Genomic DNA, 19,435 nt, shown 5'->3' with positions numbered 1-19,435 from the left:
GGCTTCGGCGCGATATGCCCGGCTCTCTGCTGCTCTGTCCGATCGGATAACTGACCTCAAACCCGCCGTTTTCCCACCCGCAACGACGATTTTTTACACGACTTGTAGAGTTAATCAATAACGATTATCATTTGCTTTCTTATCTACACTTTTCGCGAGTCGTCATGGCAACCGTTTCAGCTCAGGAACAGCGTTTTAACGCTCAGTCGATGATCTTCCGGCAGAATGACCGTCCACTGGCGGAAAGTCTGCATGAGCGGCTGCAACAACAGCGCAGCTATCTGCTTGAATCGACGAAGCTCAGCCAGCCTGCTCCGCGCGACACGCTGACCCTCGCCGCCTGGTCACAATCAGAAGCCTTTACCCCAATTATTCAGCGCTACAGCGATTATCTCTATCGCGATCATCCTGATGCGGTTCGTGAAGCGAAACCGGTGCTGTCACTCTGGGCGCAATGGTATTTTGGCCTGCTGCTGCCAACACTGATCATGGCATTGTTGCAGGAGTCGCGTGCGCTGGACTGCTCGCCAGAGCATATCCGCGTCGGTTTTCATGAGAATGGTCATCCGGCCACTTTCTGGATCGATGTGCAGGAGGATGAAGAAGCGCGCTACCTTAACCCTCAGCAGCGTATCGATCGGCTGATTCAGCAGCATCTGATCCCGGTGGTTAATGGTATTACGCAGCATGGTGATATCAACGCCCGACTCATCTGGAACAATATGGGCTACTCATTCCAGTGGTTCCTGGGTGAACTGAAAAGCCAGATCGATGAGTCGCTGGTGCTGCAACTGGAGCAGGCGCTGTTCTTCAACCAGCGGCTGCTGGATGGCAGCGAAAATCCGCTCTACCGCACCATGATCCCACGTAATGGTGAACTGGTCCGTCGCAGCTGCTGCCAGCGTTATCGCATTCCCGATGTCGAACAATGCGGCAACTGCACCCTGAGCGGCAGCTAAACAGACTTAATTACGCTGAATTCTCCGTTTATCTCGTTTACAGGCACTGAGGCTTGTGGCAATTTTTACGCCTTCGATCAGCCTGGAGAGAAAGATGAGCCTGGAGTCCGTGCGCCAGTTCTTCGCCGAACACGCCCCTGAAATTGAAATTATTGAACTGGCCGAAAGCACTGCGACGGTCGGGATGGCTGCCCGCGCCCATGGCGTGACGCCAGGAGAGATTGCCAAAACCCTGTCACTGAAAGTGAAAAACGACGTGGTGCTGATTGTGACACGAGGCGATGCCCGGCTGGATAATCGCAAGCTGAAAGCGGCGCTGGGGGCGAAAGCGCGAATGCTGAGCGTGGACGAGGTGATTAACTGGACCGGCCATCCGGTGGGCGGCGTCTGTCCTTTCGGTCTTGAGAATCCGCTGACCGTTTACTGTGATGTTTCACTGCGCAGTTTCGAGGAAGTCCTGCCCGCCGCCGGCGCTATCCACAGCGCCGTTCGCATTACCCCACAGCTGATGGCTGAACTGACTAACGCCCGCTGGGTCGATGTGTGCGAAGCAATGTAATGCCGGGTATCAGCTCACACAAGCCCTGCACCTTCTGCCCGCGTCCTGATGCGGCTGACAAACTGACGGATACCGTCAGCGTTTGATGGCCACCGCGCCCTTCTGGAAACCGATCCGCTGCCGCCAGCACGCGGGCGAGTTAATCGCCCACGACATCAGGATTTCAGGCGCTTAAATGCCTGTTCAATAATCGATAACAGCAGCGTGTTATCGACACGATGCAGCACATGTACCGATGCGCCGCACTGCTCAGGCACGCCGACAGTGAGCCGAAGGGGCTGACGATAACGCCAGCTTTTGCCGCGCGTCGCACCGGGACGCAGTTCGATATCCACCCGGTAATCGATGCCTGAAGCGACCCGCTGATTCAGCAACCAGGCGACCACCAGCGCATCGTGGATCCAGCATCCCGCCAGCTGCCGGGTCGCCATCGAATAGTCGATCCACGGACGCAGCGTGTCGCGCACAAATTCGGTCAGTGGATGATCGACGGCGGTCAGGCGGGTCAAATCCTGCTGGGTCAGCAGCGTCTGCGTGGTGACATCCATCGGAACCAGCGTTACTGCTGCACCACTGTGCAGCACCTGATGGGCCGCTTCCGGATCCAGTCCAAAATTGGTATCTTTGATATAATCATCCAGCGTAAACACGCCGCCCATGATGACAATTTCTGCCACAGCGTCGGCCATGGCGGGATAGCGCTGCATTGCCAGCGCCACATTCGTCAGCGGGCCAATCGCCACCAGGGTAATCTCGCCCGGATTGTCGCAAATCAGTTTGCCGATAGCGTCAGCAGCATCAAACGCATCCGCCGCGACATCCGCTGGCTGGCGCACGCCCTGCCACATCTTACCCAGTGCAAGCTGATTGACCCGGTTATCCAGCGTCTCGCGCCACGGCGCAGGATCTTCCTGTAGCGCCTGCGTCGCACCCTGGATTACCGGGATAGATAATCCCAGCCGGACGATCAGATCTTTGGCGACGCGCGCGCCGACTTCACATGGCGTGTTACCGGCCACGGTGGTGATCAATTCCAGCGACAGTGCAGGTGAAGCTAAGGCCAGCGCAATCGCCAGCCCATCATCGGTGTTGGCACCCGCGATACCGTTGCCGGGATCGCAGTCAATAATAATTCTTTTCATATTTTTATAGGCTAACTCTGGCTTTGCGGCTCACAGCCGCAGGATTCACCGATTTCAAGGTAGTGTGGAAACTCCCTTAATTGCGCTTCGCTCTGTCCCTCTTTCAGCATATGAATCGCAGAGCGAGCCATCTCACGCAGTGGCTGGCGCACGGTCGTTAATGTCGGGACGTGAAACGACGAGTGATTGGTACCGTTAAAACAGACCAGCGCCACATCCTGCGGCACACGAATCTGATGTTCGGAAAAGGCGCGAAGCGCGCCAATCGCCTGACCTTCGTTGCTGGTAAACAGCGCACGAGGCACACGACCCCGGGCGATCATGGTTTGTGCCGCAGCGTATCCGCCCTGTGGGGTGTAGCTGGCGGGAAACATCAGCGATTCATCAATCGGCAGCCCGCGATCCTGCATGGCATCACGCCAGCCCTGAATACGATCCTGCGCGTTAAGCATATCGACCGGGCCGCTGATTATGCCGACCTGCTGATAACCATGACTCAAGAGATGTGCCGTCACCTGCCAGGCGGCCTGACGCTCATTGACCCGCAGCATGTTAACGCCCGGCTGAGGCTCAACCCGCTCCAGCATGACCAGTGGCGTACCGCTGGCTTTAATCAGGTCAATGTAAGGATGGCGATCGACGCTGTTGTAAAAGAGTCCATCGACCTGCCGATTCAGCAGTCCCTGAATTAACTCCAGTTCGCGCTTGCGGTCATCACCTGCATCACCCAGCAGCATGACGTGGCCGTGATTCATCGACTCCTGCAACAACACGTGCGCCATTGACGCCACAAAAGGATTGCCGATGTTGGGCACCACCAGTCCGAAGGTTTTGGTGTTGCCGGATGCCAGTGCGCGTGCTGCCGCATTTGGCCGGTAACCGGTGGCTTTAATCGCCTCCAGTACCCGCTGACGGGTCGCCTCGGCGACCGGACGAGGCCCGTTATTGATGACATAACTGACAACTGCCACTGAGGTGCCTGCCGCTTTCGCAACTTCACTGCGGGTCACTTTTCCCGTTAACGACTTAGGCACATCACGTTCCTCCATAAAAAAACAGGCCGCTTTACACGGCCTGCTGCTTTTCGCGCTATCCTGGCAGATGGCATCCTCAGGCAAAGCTAGATGGCATCTTCAGGCAGATTGAGATCCCGCCCTCGCGTTTCAGGCGCGACAAAGGTGGTAAAGAACCCAATTGCGGCCATCGCCGAGAAATAAACCGCAATCGGCCACCAGTGACCGGTATAAGAAAGCATAGCAGCGGCAATAAGTGGTGCGGTTCCGCCGGACAAAATGGAACCCAGTTCTTTAGCCACTGCCATTTTGGTGTAGCGATGATGAACGCCGAACATCTCCACGCCCCATGCCGCCTGCACACCAAAAATACCCAGCGACGCCAGCGCCATACCGACCACGATAACCGGGATCACCAGCATCGGTTCACGCGTGTCGAGCAGCGTAAAGGCGGGCCAGGCGTAGAACATCAGTAACAGACAGAACACGCGATAAACCACCCGGCGACCAAAGCGGTCAGAGAGCCAGCCCGCTAAAGGAATGATCAGGAAACCCAGCAACGACGCGAGGAACACCGCAGTGGTTGGTACGGACTTGTCGACCATCAGCACCTTCGCGACGTAACCGACGATGAAGCCCTGCGCCAGATAGGAGGGGCCATTTTCGCCGATACGCAGGCCAACCATGGTCCAGAAGGCACGGGTACGCTGGAAGAAAGGCCGCTGATCCACCACCGGAGCGGCCAGTACGCCTGCGCGTTCCGCTTCCATCTCCGCTTTTCTGCGCTCAAACACCGGCGTTTCGCGCAGATGACGTCGAATCCACAAGGCAACCAGCGCAATCAGTGCACTGCTGAGGAACGGAATACGCCAGCCCCACTCCAGCAGGCTCTGCTGATCCATTTGTACCACCAGCAACCAGACCAGCGAAGCCAGCAGTGTGCCGCTGTTAGAACCCAGCGCGATCACGGAGGAGATCAGTCCGCGACGCTCTGTGGGCGCATATTCACCCAGCATCACCGTGCCGCCCGATAACTCCGCGCCAGCGCCGAAACCCTGCGTAAAGCGCAGCAGAACCAGACAGGCAGGAGCCCAGACGCCAATAGAGGCATAGCTCGGGATTAAGCCGATCAACGTCGTGGAAGCGCCCATCAGAATGATGGTGGAGATCATCACCACCTTTCGGCCTTTGCGGTCACCGAGCCAGCCGAAAAAGAGTGCGCCGATAGGCCGGGCAACAAAGCCGACTGACCAGGTAGCAAAGCTGGAGAGCAGTGCCATGGCAGGGGTTGATTCCGGAAAGAAGACGTCGCCGAAGATAATACCGGCCGCCAGACCATAGAGCGCGAAATCCGCGTACTCCATTGCCGTTCCGAGCCAGCATGAGAAAGTGGCGCGCCAGAAATCTTTGCGGCCTGAAGGGGTGTTAAACCGCTCATCGGCGGCTGAAGTGGATGACAGTGATGCCTGCTGATTAACGGAGTTGTGTGCCGTCATAACCCTATCCCTGAATGAGTATGCAGATCGATAAACGCCCGTCCATGGGTCGATTCCCTGATAAAAGCGGAAATTCCCCGGTGACGACGTTCAGTTGACTAACCATGATGAAAGGTTAAAGGATTCCCTGGTGTTGGAATCTTGTTCTTCGCCCCATTTCGCCGGTGTATTTTTCACCGGTCGCTTAAACTTAGCGAATGTAACTTAACAATCGATGGGCCTACTGTGCATCGGGCACCGTGAGCAATCACTGGGAACCTAGTGTATCTACGCGCGTAGATAAATCAATAGATCCTGATGAAAATTATTAGTAAAACTTCACTATCACATCCCGTCATCACGCATTTTTAGCGCAAATTCAGCCAGTTACCCGCAACACATCGCCTGAAAAAAATTACCATCGACTATAAGTTACCATTTTCTCTTATGATTAAGCGTTATAAGACTAATTAAAATCCTTTCATCGGGCTCTGTTGTCGCACACGCCTGTGACCATGAGATGACAGGTGTATTTATTCTGAAAAATCGCTGTAAGCGCAGACAATACGTTACCCTGACAAAAAGGGCGGACAGAGATGCTATGAAAATTATCCTGATGCGACACGGTAAACCTGACCACCAGGCTGCGGGTCGCCAGAGCGTGCAGGCACTGGCAGACTGGTGCGAAGCCTACGATCTGTCACAGGTTAGTGACGGACCGCCGCCGCGCAGCATCGAAATTGCCCGTCAGGCTACGTTTATTGTCTGCAGTCCCCTGCCCCGCGCGCAATCCTCCCTGAGCCAGCTCGGTCTGCAGCCCCATGAGGTTGATGCCGTGTTCAGCGAAGTCGCCGTGCCACTGCTGCGAACCGGCGCGGTGCAGCTGCCTACCCTGTGCTGGCTGGCCCTGTTGCGGCTATTGTGGTTCTGCGGGTATGCGGGTGAAGCGGAGTCGCTGCAACATGCGCGCAGCCGCGCCTCCGCGGCGGCAGAGAAGCTGATCGATCACTCACGGCATGGCACGGTGCTGCTGCTGGGTCACGGCATCATGAACAAGATGATTGCGCGCGAATTACGTAAACGCGGCTGGCAGGCGGAGAAGCACGCCAGCAGCCGCCACTGGAGTTCCGCGATCTATCATCGTCCGTTTATCTGACCGATTGGAAAATAACCCAGCACCTCACAGCCCGTTCCGACACGCGGCGTAGCAATCACTTTACGCTGCGCCAGATCGATCACGCTCAGCGTGCCATCATCCTGATTGGCAATCAGCAGCTGTTGCCTGTCTGGCGTAAAACAGCCGTCCATCGGCATGTTACCTACCCGGATGTCGCCCAGCGGATTCAGCAGATCGTCAAACAGCGTCACCAGCGGTTCCTGATCCCCTATCGCCACCAGCTGCTCGCCATCGGCGCTGAAGCGTACCACCTGACAGGGCCGCTCATGACCCGGCAGCGTCAGGCGCTGGCGAATGCGGTGGCTTTGCCGATCGATCACATAGAGCAACGGTGCATCAGCGGCGCTGGCGACCAGATAGGGGTGCTTCGGAGAGGCAGCGATGCCCGCAATCGGACCGGGCAGCAGGATGGTGTCGATGACCCGCCCCTCTGCTTCACAGAGATCCACCACGGTGATGGTCGCATCCTCTTCGTTATCGGTGAACAGCTTGCGGCCGCTGGGTGACAGCGTCAGGCGATGCGCGTTGTGAGAAGGAATTGGAATGATTTTTTCCACTTTGTCGCTCTGCGGATCGATCACCGCCACTGCGGCACTCTGCTCACAGCAGAGATAGACTTTGCCATCGCGGCCCAGCTGCCCGCTGTGGGGTGCCCGCAGCGGCGACAGATCGATAAAGCCGCTGATCTCCCGACGCTGTAAATCGATAATCGCCACTTTGTGACCCGGATGCGGGTTATTACCATGAACGCCGTCGCCAAAAATGGGTACATAGGCTTTACCCCAGGGGGCCAGCATCAGGAGTTCATGCGGCCGCGGTGGAAAAGCGTTCAGTTCCCGCTCGACCGCGAAGGTTTCCGGATTAAGAAACAGGACGCGATTGCCCTGCTTATCAACCGCCAGTAACCCGTAAGATTCACTCTGCATGCGCGCTCCTTTCTCAGTAAGTTCTTCTTAAGCGTAGACAATCCTCTTCAGGCTGTCTGATTCCGCGGATTGATGAGCCGGGCTTACACCACCAGTTAAGTACAATAGCCACTGTTCCTGTGGCCCGGGCCGCAGGATAATGCGCAGGTTAAGAATAATATTCAGATATTCCTTAACTGCGTTTATTCCCGCATTTAAATAAATGATTAACAGTGACGACATTATTATTTTCATAACGTGACCGGATTATTTCCGTATTATCCTAAAGTCAAAAAAAGACATAGCTAATGTTTAAATAATGTTTTATTAAAAAGGTGCAGTGCAATTAAACAGCCGTGAGGAAACTATCGCGCGCTCCAGCACTGCGTCGCCACCAGGGAAAACTATTCATTAATTCCCGCACTCATCGGGATTGCAGCCAGTTTGCAATGTCGGCCGTTCCCGCCGTTGGCGGAACGGGCAGAGCCTGCACTATGACGGGAAAATAAAAATAACAGGTGTACCATGACTTCACATCGCCAACGTCCAGCGCATAAAATCTGGCGTAACTGGAAAAGAATATCGTTCAGTAGCCAGATGTTATGGAATAGAAAACAGCAGAGACTCTGTCAGGCACCGGAATATGATCCGGGTCAGGAAGATAATGTCGTATTGATCGCACAGCAGAAAGATCTGCCGGAGATTCCAAAAATCGTCTGGATGGTCTGGCATAACGATCACCTGCCTGCCTCAATGGCGCTGAATATCAGTAAAATCCGGCGGGACAACCCCGACCACCAGGTTTATCTGATTACGCAGCGCACCCTGTCGCAATGGCTGCCCGATCTTAACTTTATCTCTTCCGATCTGACGCTGGCACATAAAAGTGAAATCATCCGGCTTGAGCTGATTCACCGTTATGGCGGCATCGGCATCGATTGCAGCACATTGCTGTTTGAGAATCTCGCCTGGGTGCATCGCGTTCACGAAGCACGGTCAATGGATCTCATTGGTTACTATGGTGAGCAATCGACGCTGAATCTGCTTGCGCCGGTCACCGAGAGCTGGTTTCTTGCTGCCGCCCCGCAAAATCCGTTTATCCGCGAATGGCTGAAACAGCTGGCGCCGGTTAAAAACGTCGGTATCCGCAACTATTTCCATGAGCTGAAGAAGCGTGATGATTTTCCGCTGATTGTGCAGAATATGGAGAATCCGTCTCGTCAGCTCCTGTCGCTGGCGCAGCAGGTTGCGATGCGGGAATACCGGCGGGCGAATCTCTATCTGCGTAAAAGTGAAGCCAGCGCCTGGTTCTATCAGCGCCTGCATGCCGACAGCAGCAGCGCCTTTGCGCAGTCTGTGATGTTTCAGCAGCGGCCACAGACGCCGCCACCCATTATAAAATTAACCGGCAACGAGCGGCTGCATCTCGACTTCAATCTGCGGCTTGGTTTATATAACCGCAGCAGCCTGATTGGCGAGATGATGCACACCACGCCACCTGCGCTGGCATTGCCTTCAACGGTCAAAGCGCGCGCGTAGCCAGTGTGTAAACGTGGTGACCGCGCGGGGCACCTGCGCCGCCCAGGGTCGTACGATCCACAGGCGGGCGGCAAAGGCCTCAACCGGCTGCCACGCAGGCAACACCTGCTGCAATGACCCTGCTGCCAGCGCCTCCCGGGCGCTGAAATCGGGCAGCATAGCGATCCCTAACCCCTGCAGGGCCGCATCGCGTATCGACTCGCTGTTGTTAGTGGCAAAGCAGCCCTGAATCCGTATCTGGACCTGTTCGCTATCCGCGGAGGTGGTAAATCGCCAGCGCGGTGATTCGACGCCGCGTGGATAGTAAAGGCAGTTATGCTGCGCCAGATCCTGCGGCGACTGCGGTATCCCCTGTTCGTTGAGATAGGCGGGTGATGCCACCAGTAATGTCCGCGTGTCACACAGCGGCAGTGCCACGTGGGTTTCCGGCAGGGTGTCGCTGTGTCGAATGGCCAGATCAAATCCCTCGCTGCTCAGCGACACAATGCGGTCAGTCACATCCAGTTGCAGACGCACCTGCGGATAATCACGCAGAAACTCACCGATAATCGGCACCAGTTGCTGACGGGCAAACGCCACCGGTGCGGTAATGCGCACCAGGCCACGCACCGGCCCGGCGGTGTCCCGCACGCTGAAAAAACTCTGTTCGATGCGGGCAAAAGGCTCGCGTAGCTCCTCCACCAGCTTCTCACCGGCAGAGGTCAGCCGCACGCTGCGCGTAGTGCGTTGTACCAGCAACACACCGGCCATCTCCTCCAGCTCTTTGATTTTCTGACTCATCGCCGCCTTGCTGACGTCGAGCCGCTCTGCCGCGCGGGTAAAACTGCCCTGCTCTGCCAGTACGGTCAGCCAGTGCAGATGATCCCACAGCGTATCCGTTTTCATCTCTTTCATCTTGATTGTTCACTATAGTGAATAATCATTTCAGGCTACGCGCTTTTTCCCGCCGGATAAAGGGGTCACCATAGGGTTCTTAATCACCGGGAGGAATCCGCTATGCCACTGCTGCAATTTGATGTTATCCAGGGTCGTTCAGAATCAGAGCTTCGTACACTGCTGGATGCGGCACACCGCGCCGTGCTCACGGCCTTTAAGGTGCCGGAACGCGATCGCTACCAGATTGTTCAGGAAAACAAGCGCTATCAGATGGTGTTCCAGGATACCGGACTGGGATTCAGTCGTAGCGATAATCTGGTGATGGTGCGGGTCTATACCAGCCCACGCAGCAGTGAACAGAAACAGCTGTTTATGGCCGAGCTGGCGCGTGAGCTGCGTGAGCATTGTGGTGTGCAGGGCAACGATTTAATGATCAGCTTTATCACCAATGACAAAGGTGACTGGAGTTTTGCCGACGGCGAAGCACAATATCTCACCGGCAAACTCTGAAAATCGCCCTGACTTCTGCTCTGCTGACGGTGCGCGCCAGCCACCGTCACGCCTGATAACCTCACTTCTGAAATGACAATAAACCAATCTGCTCTTCACCGCACAAATCGGGCCGGATATGTTGCAGCCGGATTACAGCCAATATAGATTGTCGAAAAACCATCCCCCGAAGGTGGCCGGTTGCGTGAAGCCTCGCGTAGCCCTGAAGAGAGGATTTGCCGTTGTCCGAATTGGTGTCCGTCGCGTTGTTTCTGGCCGCTATTGCAATCTATTCCTGTAAAGCCGGGCGTAACAAATTCTGGTTTATTGTCGTTCTTATTCTGCTGGTACTTTTCGTTGTGCTGAACGCCACCCTCTATGCCAGCAACTATTTTACCGGTGACGGCATCAACGATGCGGTGCTTTATACCCTGACCAATAGCCTGACCGGCGCGGGCGTCAGTAAATATGTGGTGCCCGCGATTGGCCTGATCATCGTGCTGTTTCTGCTGTTCTGCCTGCTGTCGTGGATTCTGCGGCGGCGTAAGCGTCCGCATCACATGGGCTGGTCGCTGCTGGCCGCCGCCTGTGCACTCGGCTCGGTGCAGACCACCCCGGCCTTTCGCCAGGTCGCGACCCTGATTGTGTCGCATACCCAACTGGCAGATTCTGACTTCGACAACTTCTATAAAGTGCCGCGTAATCGCATTGAACAGCCGCACCTCAACGTGGTTTATATCTATGGTGAAAGCTTAGAGCGCACCTATTTTGACCCTATCGCCTTTCCCGGCTTAGCGCCGGAACTGAGCCGGCAGAAAGAGCAGAGCATCGACTTCAGCGAAACCGAACAGCTGCCAGGTACCGATTACACCATTGCGGGCATGGTCGCCTCACAGTGTGGCATTCCGCTGTTTGCCCCATTTGATGGCAATGCGTCCGCGTCGCTCTCCAGCTTCTATCCTCAGAACGTCTGTCTGGGCGACATCCTGAAAAACTCCGGCTACCAGAACTGGTTTATTCAGGGTGCCGATCTGCGTTTCGCCGGGAAAGATGTCTTCCTGAAATCACACGGTTTTGATCCCGCTAACCTTTATGGTTCGCAGGAGCTGAAAAGCCGCGTCGCCGATCCCACCTACCGTAATAACTGGGGTTATTACGACGATACGGTAATGGATGAGGTGTTTGAGAAGTATCAGGAACTCTCTCAGGCCGGTAAACCTTTTGCGCTGTTTACGCTGACCGTCGACACCCATCATCCTGACGGATTTATCTCACGCAGCTGCGATCGCAGGAGCTACAGCATTGAGGGCAAACCGAATCAGTCATTCAGTGCGGTCGCCTGCTCGCAGGAGCATGTGGCGCGCCTGATTGCGCGCATTAAAGCGTCGCCGTGGTTCAAAAACACCGTGATTGTGGTGAGCTCGGATCATCTGGCGATGAACAACACTGCGCATCCGTGGCTGGTCAAACAGCCTCGTCGCAATCTTTTCATGGTGATCCGTGGTGACAAGCCGCAGGCGGAATTGATGGAGGCGAAGCGCAGCACGCTGGATAACGGCGCCACGCTGCTCGATATTCTCGGCGGCGATAACGCGATTGGCCTGGGCCGCAGCAGCCTCTCATCGCTTTCACTCTCCACCCAGTTCGACGATATGAAGAGTAAGGTGGCGAGCTGGAAGCCCGACATTATCCAGCTGTGGAACTTCCCGAAGAAGATAGACAACTTCACGGTGGATCAGGCGAAGAATATCTTCAGCTTCTCGGGGACCACCTTCAAATTGCCGATTCTGTTCCGCATCAGTGATAAGCACGTTGAGCCGATGCCGGAGGGGGAATATTCGGCACCGCTGCGCTATCAGCTGGCGGATTTCGCCTCAGCCGATAAATTCCTCTGGGTGGATCGCTGTTTTAAAATGGCGCGACTCTGGCAGCCTTCGCTGGCACTCTCCGGCGATCTCTGTGTGGCGATGGGACAGCTCGGCGGCACGCCGTCGGTGACGCATGTCGACAAACCGCAGTGGAAAGGCAAAGTCCGTTTCCCCGAGGGCGCTATCAGCGATGCGCGTTACCAGCAGAACCTCGCGCAGATCCGTATTGAAGATAACAACATTCGCTACAGCGCCGATAGCTTCAGGCTTGACGTGCCTGGCGCACCGGAGAGTGTTAAAAGCTTCAGCGGCATCTCACGGCCAGAGAGCTGGGGACGCTGGTCTAACGCTAATCTCGCGCCCGAGGTTCATATCGACTATATCGATGCGCTGCCCGCGAAGTTCGATCTGGTGATCACCGCGCGTGCGTATGGCCCCAACGCGCACCGGGCGATTCCGGTGCGGGTCGGCGATCAGCAGCAACTGCTGTCACTGAGTGAAGAGATATCGACACATACCCTGCATTTTGATAACCCAGGCGCCAGCCATCGTCTGGTTATTGCACCGCCTGAACCGCAGCTGAGTAACACCGGCAATATCACCGGTCAGGATCCGCGCAAACTGGGCATCGGCATGGTTGAAATTAAAATCGTGCCACAGCCCTGACGCCCGCTTTTCTCTTTCCGACTCTGCGGATTTCCGCAGAGTCGCCTCATCCTGCCATCAGCTAAATGTTGCGAGACAGCCCGCACTCTGCTGCACGTTACTTGTTGTACTAATTGATATTTTTCGGCGAGACGCGCAAAATATAACCGGCTTAGTGGCGATACGTCTTTTGCCTGTCATGATGCCGTTATCGCTGAAGTGCACAGGGAGGTGTCGTGATGACAAGCACAATGATGAGTACCCACAAAGCCTTTAAAGCGCTGCAACAGGCAGGGATCGACGATCAGCAAGCGGAGGCGATGGTGGAGGTGTTTACTGATATGCAGCAGAGGCAGCCAGGCGGACAGATTGGAAAGCAACTCGGTCAGATTCAGACCAAAGCCAACCATATAGACATTCGGCTCGGCCAGCTTACAACCAAAGTCGATCAGATAGATGGGCAGCTTGGTCAGCTCACAACAAAAGTACATCAGATAGACGAGCGGCTTGGCCATGTTGAAAGAAAAACGGACAAACTGGCCATCCGTTTTAATCAGTTAGAAGCCAAGGTGGATAAGCTGGATGTCGCTCTCAGTGAAATGAATTTCCGATTAACTTCGGCTGTGGACAGCCTCAGAAATGACGTTGTTACTCTGACCACCGATATGCGCTGGATCAAACGGTTATCTATTCTCATGACCACCACCCTGCTGGCGGCGGTCCTGAAAGATATTGTAATGTGATCCCGTTATCACCCGGTCAGAGTCTGTCGCGCAGCGCCTCCAGCTTTTCGCGCTGCTGACCGTCGGCGGTAAAGTTCTCCTCCGCCAGCCAGCGCTTCAGGCCCTTTTTCACCTGCGGCCATTCGCTATCGATAAGCGAGAACCAGCTGGTGTCACGTGAACGCCCTTTGTAGATGATTGCCTGACGGAAATCGCCTTCATAACGAAAACCGAGACGTGCCGCTGCCTTACGGGAAGGGGCATTACAGCTATCGCATTTCCATTCATAGCGGCGATAACCCAGCGTCTCAAAGGCGTAACGCATCAGCAGGAAATGCGCCTCCGTTGCCATGCGGGTCTGCTTCAGCCGGGCCGAAAACATGACATGCCCGACTTCCATCACGCCATGTTCCGGCTGGATGCGCATTAACGACAGGCTGCCTACTGCCTGGTCGGTGGCGAGATCGATCACGGCAAAATGCAGCGGATCACGACTCATTTCAAGCTGTGCGGCATACGCCTGCCATGCCGGACGTTCGGTAAAGGGACCGGCAGGCAGGTAAGTCCAGTCACGCCCATCTTCAGCCAGCGCCCATGCCTCAAACAGTGCCTCAGCATGACGCGCCACACTGAACGGCTCCAGCCGACAAACTTCGCCAGTAAAAACCTGATGCTGGGGCAGAGGTCGGGGCTGCCAGTCTGGCATTGGCTCACCGACCGGCTGTCCGAACTGATTGGTATGTTGTGACATGTTGTCTCCTGGCTACAGATAGAGGTCAGTAGATTGCCACGATGCTGGCGGATTATGCACCTGGATTATTAGAAAAGGGTTATTCCGGCGCAGGCCGATGGCGGCTGTTGAAGCATCACATGAGGAGTCGTAGGAGAGGCAGAGCAGGAACAATCGCGGCGGGCAGGTGAAATTTCTGCTGGGAGCTAAAAAAAAGCCGGTCATCACGACCGGCTGATTTTAACCGCGCTTATTTTAACCGCGGAAGAAGATATCGCCCGATTTACCCATGACGATTTTGCCGGTGTCATTAGTAATAAGAATGTAATTGGCGTTGATATAGGCCCAGTGGGTGTTTTCCTGCGGAGCAGGCAGATTACGCTTTTGCCACTCATTGATGGTGTACGTTTTATCGGTGTACTTCTCTGGCACTGTGTCACCGATTTGATACTGTTTGTAGTCGATGATGATGGTGCTGAGGTCGTAATTAGGGTGCGCGCCGTTGGAAGGTGCTGGCGTGGTCGGCGTAATACCATCATTAGATTGTGAGCTGGTCGGCGCCTGGCTTTGCGCGGCACCGGCATCCGGCTGAACGCTGCCCGTATCAGGCGTAGCGGGCTGCGCATCCGGATTAGCAGGCTGAATCTGCGGCGGTGGCGGAACGGTATCCGTTGCTTCGCCAGCGGCTTGTACAGCGGGGATCAGGCTCAGCGAGCCAACCAGTAATCCCATTGATAAAAGTACACGTTGAGTCCTGCGCATAATGATTTCCACGTTGAATTTTGACAGTCAGGCTAAAGACAATGTTTATCGCACTTCAGTTCCGGCGCACTGACGCTATGTGTAAGGAAAAACAGCGCTATTCACTTTACTGCACACAGGCCAGGTAGCGGATCACTGTCCGACCACTTTATCCTGAGTTGCCAGATCGACCAACAACGCAATGCCTAAATAGTTACTCCAGTTAAAGCCGTTCTGCAGCACCACAATCGCATTGCCGTTACGTTTATCGTAGCCGATAAAACTGGCATAGCCGCCGATATAGCCCACCTGATAGGTGATCTGCTGCCCTTCGAAAGTGTCGGTCACCCAGGCGATATTCTGCGCCTGCGCGCCCTGCTGATACCACGCCTGATCTACCGCCGCGAAAGCCCGGTCCCGCGCAGCATCACCGGTAGCGCTGAGATGTGCGCGCAAATAAACACTCAGATCGCGCGCATTACTGTAGAGACTGGCCGCGGCCACCATGTTGCCGTGAAAATGCCAGTCAGGCGTCAGCGTGCCGCGGCGAATAAATTTCGGCTGATCGCCTGCATGGCCCAGCGCACGCAGCGGATAGCCCGCCAGCGTTTCCGGTACAAAACTGCTTTGGTTCATCTTTAACGGTGTGAAGATAAGCTGCGACGCCAGCGTCTGAATGTCCTGATGAAAACGCGTGCGCAAGATATAACCGAGCAGCGCATAGCCGAGGTTGGAGTAGTGTGGCATGCGTACCGCAGGTGCAGAGAAGTCCGCCAGATAACTCAGCAGCTTGTCGCTATCAAGATTGCCATAGAAGTTCTCGCCGGTGTCCAGATAACGTACGAACTGCTGCAGCATCGTCAGATCCATATCCTGTCGCGGCAGACCCGAGGTGTGCGTTACCAGCTGCAGCAGCGTGATGCGCTGCGCGTCAGCGCTGAGGCGAACGCCTTCCGGCAGAAGATCGGCCAGTGTATCGCTCCAGCGCAGCTTACCCTGATCAACCAGCTGGATAATCACTTCTGCCGTCACGCCTTTACTCAGCGATCCCAGCGCAAACAGGGTATCGGGCGTGATCGGATAGCGATGCACACGATCGGTGACGCCAAAAGAGTAATAGCGGGTCGGGCCACCGCGATGAATGACCGCAATGCTGATGCCGGGAACCTGCTTCTGTTGCATGTAATGCTGCACGATGTCGTCGACATTTTCATGAAAGGTGGCGTGTGTCAGATAAACGCGGTCGCCCACCGGGGCGGAGGTTTGCGACAGGGTTCCACATCCCGCCAGCAGGAAGATAAAGGCTGGCATGAATCGCGTCATTAATCTGCTGATCCACTGGCCGCCAGGGGTCAGCCGTGCAAGGGAGACTGCAACAGCCGGCCTGCCAGTAAATCCATTTTTCATATATTAATCATTAACTTATTATTATTTAACACGCAACTGTCTGGCTGGAGCGCAAAAATGTACCATAAAGTGCTGTGGGCTATCGCCTGCACAACGGGATGAAAGTGGTGCTAAACGCGGTTTAATCACCGCAGCATGCCCGAACAGGGTTAGCTGTGTTGCAGTCCACAAGGGTGTACACTGCTGCGGTTTTAAGGCTCAACGCCGCTGAAATTTTTGAAATGCCCGGGAGGCAACCGCATGAAAGAAGGCCCACTGTCCGAAAAAGAGCTGCAATGGCTGGAAGATATGCTGGAAAAATATGGCAGCGAAGCATCGATTATTGATGTCTCCGAGCTCGACGGCCTGCTGACTGCCGTACTCTCCGGTCCCGTCACCGTCGAGCCAAGCCAGTGGCTGGTGGCACTGTGGGGTGGCGAGAAGCAGATCCCAAAATGGAGCAACGAGCGTGAAATGACGCGCTTTATGTCGCTTTGCTTCCAGCATATGAATGATGTGGCTGACCGCTTATCTGAATTCCCTGAGCAGTTCGAACCGCTTTTTGGCATCCGTGAAATGGAAGGTCTGGAATTTACCGTGGTGGAAGAGTGGTGCTTCGGCTACATGCGCGGTGTCGCGCTGACCGACTGGACTGCCCTGCCGCAGGACCTGCAACCCGCGCTGGACGCCATCGCTCTGCACGGCGTGGAAGAGAATCTTGAAAAGATCGATGCCATGACGCCGGACGAGATGGAAGCCAGCATTGAAGCTATACGTCCTGCTGCGCTGGCGCTGCACGATCACTGGATCTCCCAGCCAGAAGCGATCCCCGTTCCCCAGAAGCCTGTCGCGGCAGAGAAACTGCCCGGCCGCAACGATCCCTGCCCGTGCGGCAGCGGCAAAAAATATAAGCAGTGCTGTCTGCACTGATCGGCTCCTTAGCCTCACGATCTGCCGGGCGGCGATTCAGCCCGGCATGCTTCTCTCACGATCCACGACAGTTTGACCTGCATCATTCTACCCACTCCCTGACCTGAATAGACTGCTCACGACTTGAACAGCTTCGTGCTTATCGCTAAGGTAAGCGCGATTTTACCCGCCAGGAATAAACATGATCACCATCGCGCTTATTGACGATCACCTTATCGTCCGCTCCGGCTTTGCCCAGTTGCTGGGCCTGGAATCGGATTTCCAGGTCGTAGCGGAATTTGGTTCTGGCCGTGAGGCGCTGGCAGGTTTACCGGGCCGGGGCGTTCAGGTCTGTATCTGCGATATTTCGATGCCGGATCTCTCCGGTCTGGAGTTGCTGAGCAAGCTGCCGACGGGCCTGGCCACCATCATGCTGTCAGTCCATGACAGTCCGGCCCTGGTGGAGCAGGCGCTTAATGCCGGTGCGCGTGGATTCCTCTCTAAACGCTGTCGTCCCGATGAACTGATCGCGGCGGTGCGCACGGTCTCCACAGGCGGCTGTTATCTGACACCAGAGATTGCGATCAAGCTGGCCGCTGGTCGGCAGGACCCGCTGACCCGACGCGAACGTCAGGTGGCGGAAAAACTGTCACAGGGCATGGCGGTAAAGGAAATTGCCGTTGAGCTGGCGCTGTCACCGAAAACCGTACATGTCCACCGCGCGAATCTGATGGAGAAGCTCGGCGTCAGCAATGATGTGGAGCTGGCGCGCCGCATGTTTGATGGCTGGCAATGAGCCCCTGTGTTTCGCGGCTGATCTCCATTGTCGCCAGCTTTTTCATCTTCTCGGCGGCCTGGTTCTGCCTGTGGAGTATCAGCCTGCACCTGGTGGAACGCCCGGAGCTGGCGGTGCTGCTATTCCCGTTTGGCCTGCGTCTGGGGCTGATGCTGCAATGTCCACGCACTTACTGGCCGGTGTTGCTGGCAGCTGAGTGGATCATGCTGATCTGGCTGGCGAAGGTGGTCGCGCTGGCGCATCTGCCGCTGTTAATGGCGGGCAGTGTACTGACGCTGCTGCCGGTGGCGCTGATCTCCCATTACCGCCATCAGCGTGACTGGCGCACGCTGCTGAGCCAGGGCGCGGCTCTGATCGCCGCAGCGCTGCTGCAGTCCCTGGCGTGGGCGGGACAGCAGGAGATGCTGAACGCCCTGCTGTTGACGCTCACCGGTGGTCTGACGCTGGCCCCGACCTGCCTGGTCATCTGGCACTACCTCACCAGCACCCGCTGGCAGCCGCTGGGACCGGCGCTGGTCTCGCAACCGGTCAACTGGCGCGCCCGGCATCTTATCTGGTATCTGCTGCTGTTTGTCATCAGTCTGTGGTTGCAGCTTGGCCTGCCCGCTGAACTGTCGCGCTTTACGCCATTCTGTCTGGCGCTGCCGATTATTGCGCTGGCCTGGCACTACGGCTGGCAGGGTGCGCTGATCGCGACGCTGATGAACGCAATCGCGCTGATCGCCAGCCAGACCTGGCACGATCATCCGGTCGATCTTCTGCTTTCGCTACTGGCACAAAGCCTGACCGGCCTGCTGCTGGGTGCCGGTATTCAGCGGCTGCGCGAGCTGAATCAGTCGCTGCAGAGTGAGCTGGCACGCAACCGACGCCTGGCGGAACGGCTGGTCGAGACAGAAGAGAACGTGCGCCAGGAGGTGGCACGCGAACTGCACGATGATATCGGTCAGACGATTACGGCAATCCGCACCCAGGCGGGCATTGTGCAGCGCCTGGCGCCGGAGAATGGCCGGGTGATCCAGAGCGGCGTCCATATTGAGCAGCTCTCTCTTGGCGTCTACGATTCAGTGCGGCGACTGCTGGGACGTCTGCGACCCCGTCAGCTAGATGACCTGTCACTTGAACAGGCAGTTCGCTCCCTGATGCGTGAGATGGAGCTGGAGGATTGCGGCATCGTCAGTCACCTTGAGTGGCGTATTGATGAGACGCTGCTGAGCGAAGCGCAGCGCGTCACGCTGTTTCGCGTCTGTCAGGAGGGGCTGAACAACATTGTGAAACACGCCAGCGCCAGCGCCGTGATGCTCAAAGGCTGGCAACAGAATGGTCGCGTTTTGCTGGTGATTGAAGATGATGGCTGCGGTCTGCCGCCAGGTTCCGGTCAGCAGAGCTTTGGTCTGGTCGGGATGCGCGAACGCGTGAGTGCGCTGGGCGGATCGCTGACTATCTCCTGCACCCATGGAACCCGCGTCAGCGTGCATCTGCCGCTGCGTATGGCCTGAGGAACCAC

The 19,435-nt window shown here is 56.1% G+C and carries 18 protein-coding genes; 10 read left to right on the top strand and 8 right to left on the bottom strand.

Annotation, left to right across the window (positions count from 1 at the left end; all coding sequences use genetic code 11):
- Positions 1–164 precede the first annotated feature (164 nt).
- Positions 165–959: a siderophore-iron reductase FhuF gene (gene fhuF, locus HFD94_RS11870; RefSeq protein WP_010251473.1), complete on the top strand. Its 795-nt coding sequence runs from the start codon at positions 165–167 to the stop codon at positions 957–959.
- Positions 960–1,053: 94 nt separating this feature from the next.
- On the top strand, positions 1,054–1,518 hold the full coding sequence (locus HFD94_RS11865) for a YbaK/EbsC family protein (RefSeq protein ID WP_010671716.1): 465 nt from the start codon (positions 1,054–1,056) through the stop codon (positions 1,516–1,518).
- A 155-nt stretch (positions 1,519–1,673) separates the two neighbouring features.
- On the opposite strand, the gene HFD94_RS11860 is transcribed toward HFD94_RS11865, so the two are convergent.
- The 3 genes from HFD94_RS11860 to HFD94_RS11850 all read right to left on the bottom strand — a co-directional run bounded on the left by HFD94_RS11860 (position 1,674) and on the right by HFD94_RS11850 (position 5,169).
- Complete coding sequence (locus HFD94_RS11860) at positions 1,674–2,660, bottom strand: nucleoside hydrolase (protein ID WP_033759807.1); 987 nt, start codon at positions 2,658–2,660, stop codon at positions 1,674–1,676.
- 11 nt (positions 2,661–2,671) lie between these two features.
- A complete protein-coding gene (locus HFD94_RS11855) occupies positions 2,672–3,694 on the bottom strand; it encodes a LacI family DNA-binding transcriptional regulator (protein WP_167433162.1) in 1,023 nt (340 codons plus the stop codon).
- 86 nt (positions 3,695–3,780) lie between these two features.
- Positions 3,781–5,169: an MFS transporter gene (locus HFD94_RS11850; RefSeq protein ID WP_010251485.1), complete on the bottom strand. Its 1,389-nt coding sequence runs from the start codon at positions 5,167–5,169 to the stop codon at positions 3,781–3,783.
- Between the two features lie 580 nt (positions 5,170–5,749).
- On the opposite strand from HFD94_RS11850, the gene HFD94_RS11845 reads away from it, so the two are divergent.
- Positions 5,750–6,304 (top strand): histidine phosphatase family protein, encoded by a 555-nt coding sequence (locus tag HFD94_RS11845; protein ID WP_010671720.1) that lies wholly within the window; start codon positions 5,750–5,752, stop codon positions 6,302–6,304.
- Here the strand turns inward: HFD94_RS11845 and HFD94_RS11840 are convergent.
- Complete coding sequence (locus HFD94_RS11840; RefSeq protein ID WP_033769593.1) at positions 6,286–7,251, bottom strand: hypothetical protein; 966 nt, start codon at positions 7,249–7,251, stop codon at positions 6,286–6,288. The two genes, HFD94_RS11845 and HFD94_RS11840, sit on opposite strands and share 19 nt — an antisense overlap.
- Before the next feature lie 504 nt (positions 7,252–7,755).
- Between HFD94_RS11840 and HFD94_RS11835 the strand changes: the two genes are divergently transcribed.
- Positions 7,756–8,769, top strand: coding sequence for a glycosyltransferase family 32 protein (locus tag HFD94_RS11835; protein ID WP_122889254.1), 1,014 nt, complete (start codon positions 7,756–7,758; stop codon positions 8,767–8,769).
- On the opposite strand, the gene HFD94_RS11830 is transcribed toward HFD94_RS11835, so the two are convergent.
- Complete coding sequence (locus HFD94_RS11830; protein WP_122889253.1) at positions 8,746–9,663, bottom strand: LysR family transcriptional regulator; 918 nt, start codon at positions 9,661–9,663, stop codon at positions 8,746–8,748. The genes HFD94_RS11835 and HFD94_RS11830 overlap by 24 nt on opposite strands.
- Positions 9,664–9,765: 102 nt before the next feature.
- Between HFD94_RS11830 and HFD94_RS11825 the strand changes: the two genes are divergently transcribed.
- The 3 genes from HFD94_RS11825 to HFD94_RS11815 all read left to right on the top strand — a co-directional run bounded on the left by HFD94_RS11825 (position 9,766) and on the right by HFD94_RS11815 (position 13,390).
- On the top strand, positions 9,766–10,155 hold the full coding sequence (locus tag HFD94_RS11825) for a tautomerase family protein (RefSeq protein WP_010251498.1): 390 nt from the start codon (positions 9,766–9,768) through the stop codon (positions 10,153–10,155).
- Between the two features lie 221 nt (positions 10,156–10,376).
- Entirely contained in the window at positions 10,377–12,668 is a 2,292-nt protein-coding gene (gene opgB, locus HFD94_RS11820; RefSeq protein ID WP_033770928.1) for a phosphatidylglycerol--membrane-oligosaccharide glycerophosphotransferase, read from the top strand.
- A 218-nt stretch (positions 12,669–12,886) separates the two neighbouring features.
- The gene (locus HFD94_RS11815) at positions 12,887–13,390 is read left to right on the top strand and encodes a hypothetical protein (protein WP_122889252.1); all 504 of its coding nucleotides are present in this window, start codon (positions 12,887–12,889) and stop codon (positions 13,388–13,390) included.
- A 16-nt stretch (positions 13,391–13,406) separates the two neighbouring features.
- On the opposite strand, the gene HFD94_RS11810 is transcribed toward HFD94_RS11815, so the two are convergent.
- From HFD94_RS11810 to HFD94_RS11800, 3 genes are all read right to left on the bottom strand, one after another.
- On the bottom strand, positions 13,407–14,120 hold the full coding sequence (locus tag HFD94_RS11810; RefSeq protein ID WP_064690547.1) for a GNAT family N-acetyltransferase: 714 nt from the start codon (positions 14,118–14,120) through the stop codon (positions 13,407–13,409).
- Positions 14,121–14,354: 234 nt separating this feature from the next.
- Entirely contained in the window at positions 14,355–14,861 is a 507-nt protein-coding gene (locus HFD94_RS11805) for an RcnB family protein (RefSeq protein WP_022625353.1), read from the bottom strand.
- 132 nt (positions 14,862–14,993) lie between these two features.
- Entirely contained in the window at positions 14,994–16,247 is a 1,254-nt protein-coding gene (locus HFD94_RS11800; protein WP_167433161.1) for a serine hydrolase, read from the bottom strand.
- A 240-nt stretch (positions 16,248–16,487) separates the two neighbouring features.
- Between HFD94_RS11800 and HFD94_RS11795 the strand changes: the two genes are divergently transcribed.
- From HFD94_RS11795 to uhpB, 3 genes are all read left to right on the top strand, one after another.
- Complete coding sequence (locus HFD94_RS11795; protein ID WP_010671734.1) at positions 16,488–17,156, top strand: YecA family protein; 669 nt, start codon at positions 16,488–16,490, stop codon at positions 17,154–17,156.
- A 181-nt stretch (positions 17,157–17,337) separates the two neighbouring features.
- On the top strand, positions 17,338–17,931 hold the full coding sequence (uhpA, locus tag HFD94_RS11790; RefSeq protein WP_010251517.1) for a transcriptional regulator UhpA: 594 nt from the start codon (positions 17,338–17,340) through the stop codon (positions 17,929–17,931).
- On the top strand, positions 17,928–19,427 hold the full coding sequence (uhpB, locus tag HFD94_RS11785; protein WP_167433160.1) for a signal transduction histidine-protein kinase/phosphatase UhpB: 1,500 nt from the start codon (positions 17,928–17,930) through the stop codon (positions 19,425–19,427). Before uhpA ends, uhpB begins: the two co-directional genes overlap by 4 nt.
- Positions 19,428–19,435 lie beyond the last annotated feature (8 nt).

Source organism: Pantoea sp. EKM20T (genome assembly GCF_011800485.1).
Lineage (GTDB): Bacteria > Pseudomonadota > Gammaproteobacteria > Enterobacterales > Enterobacteriaceae > Pantoea > Pantoea agglomerans.
The sequence above is the reverse complement of the archived record's forward strand: the minus strand, read 5'-3'. Positions and strand labels throughout refer to the sequence as shown.

Coding starts and splice junctions, on each gene's coding strand:
- HFD94_RS11840 (WP_033769593.1), bottom strand. CDS start 7,251: ATGCAGAGTGAATCTTACGGGTTACTGGCGGTTGATAAGCAGGGCAAT.
- HFD94_RS11865 (WP_010671716.1), top strand. CDS start 1,054: ATGAGCCTGGAGTCCGTGCGCCAGTTCTTCGCCGAACACGCCCCTGAA.
- HFD94_RS11815 (WP_122889252.1), top strand. CDS start 12,887: ATGACAAGCACAATGATGAGTACCCACAAAGCCTTTAAAGCGCTGCAA.
- fhuF (WP_010251473.1), top strand. CDS start 165: ATGGCAACCGTTTCAGCTCAGGAACAGCGTTTTAACGCTCAGTCGATG.
- HFD94_RS11825 (WP_010251498.1), top strand. CDS start 9,766: ATGCCACTGCTGCAATTTGATGTTATCCAGGGTCGTTCAGAATCAGAG.
- uhpA (WP_010251517.1), top strand. CDS start 17,338: ATGATCACCATCGCGCTTATTGACGATCACCTTATCGTCCGCTCCGGC.
- HFD94_RS11845 (WP_010671720.1), top strand. CDS start 5,750: ATGAAAATTATCCTGATGCGACACGGTAAACCTGACCACCAGGCTGCG.
- HFD94_RS11860 (WP_033759807.1), bottom strand. CDS start 2,660: ATGAAAAGAATTATTATTGACTGCGATCCCGGCAACGGTATCGCGGGT.
- HFD94_RS11850 (WP_010251485.1), bottom strand. CDS start 5,169: ATGACGGCACACAACTCCGTTAATCAGCAGGCATCACTGTCATCCACT.
- HFD94_RS11805 (WP_022625353.1), bottom strand. CDS start 14,861: ATGCGCAGGACTCAACGTGTACTTTTATCAATGGGATTACTGGTTGGC.
- HFD94_RS11800 (WP_167433161.1), bottom strand. CDS start 16,247: ATGAAAAATGGATTTACTGGCAGGCCGGCTGTTGCAGTCTCCCTTGCA.
- HFD94_RS11810 (WP_064690547.1), bottom strand. CDS start 14,120: ATGTCACAACATACCAATCAGTTCGGACAGCCGGTCGGTGAGCCAATG.
- HFD94_RS11830 (WP_122889253.1), bottom strand. CDS start 9,663: ATGAAAGAGATGAAAACGGATACGCTGTGGGATCATCTGCACTGGCTG.
- uhpB (WP_167433160.1), top strand. CDS start 17,928: ATGAGCCCCTGTGTTTCGCGGCTGATCTCCATTGTCGCCAGCTTTTTC.
- HFD94_RS11835 (WP_122889254.1), top strand. CDS start 7,756: ATGACTTCACATCGCCAACGTCCAGCGCATAAAATCTGGCGTAACTGG.
- HFD94_RS11795 (WP_010671734.1), top strand. CDS start 16,488: ATGAAAGAAGGCCCACTGTCCGAAAAAGAGCTGCAATGGCTGGAAGAT.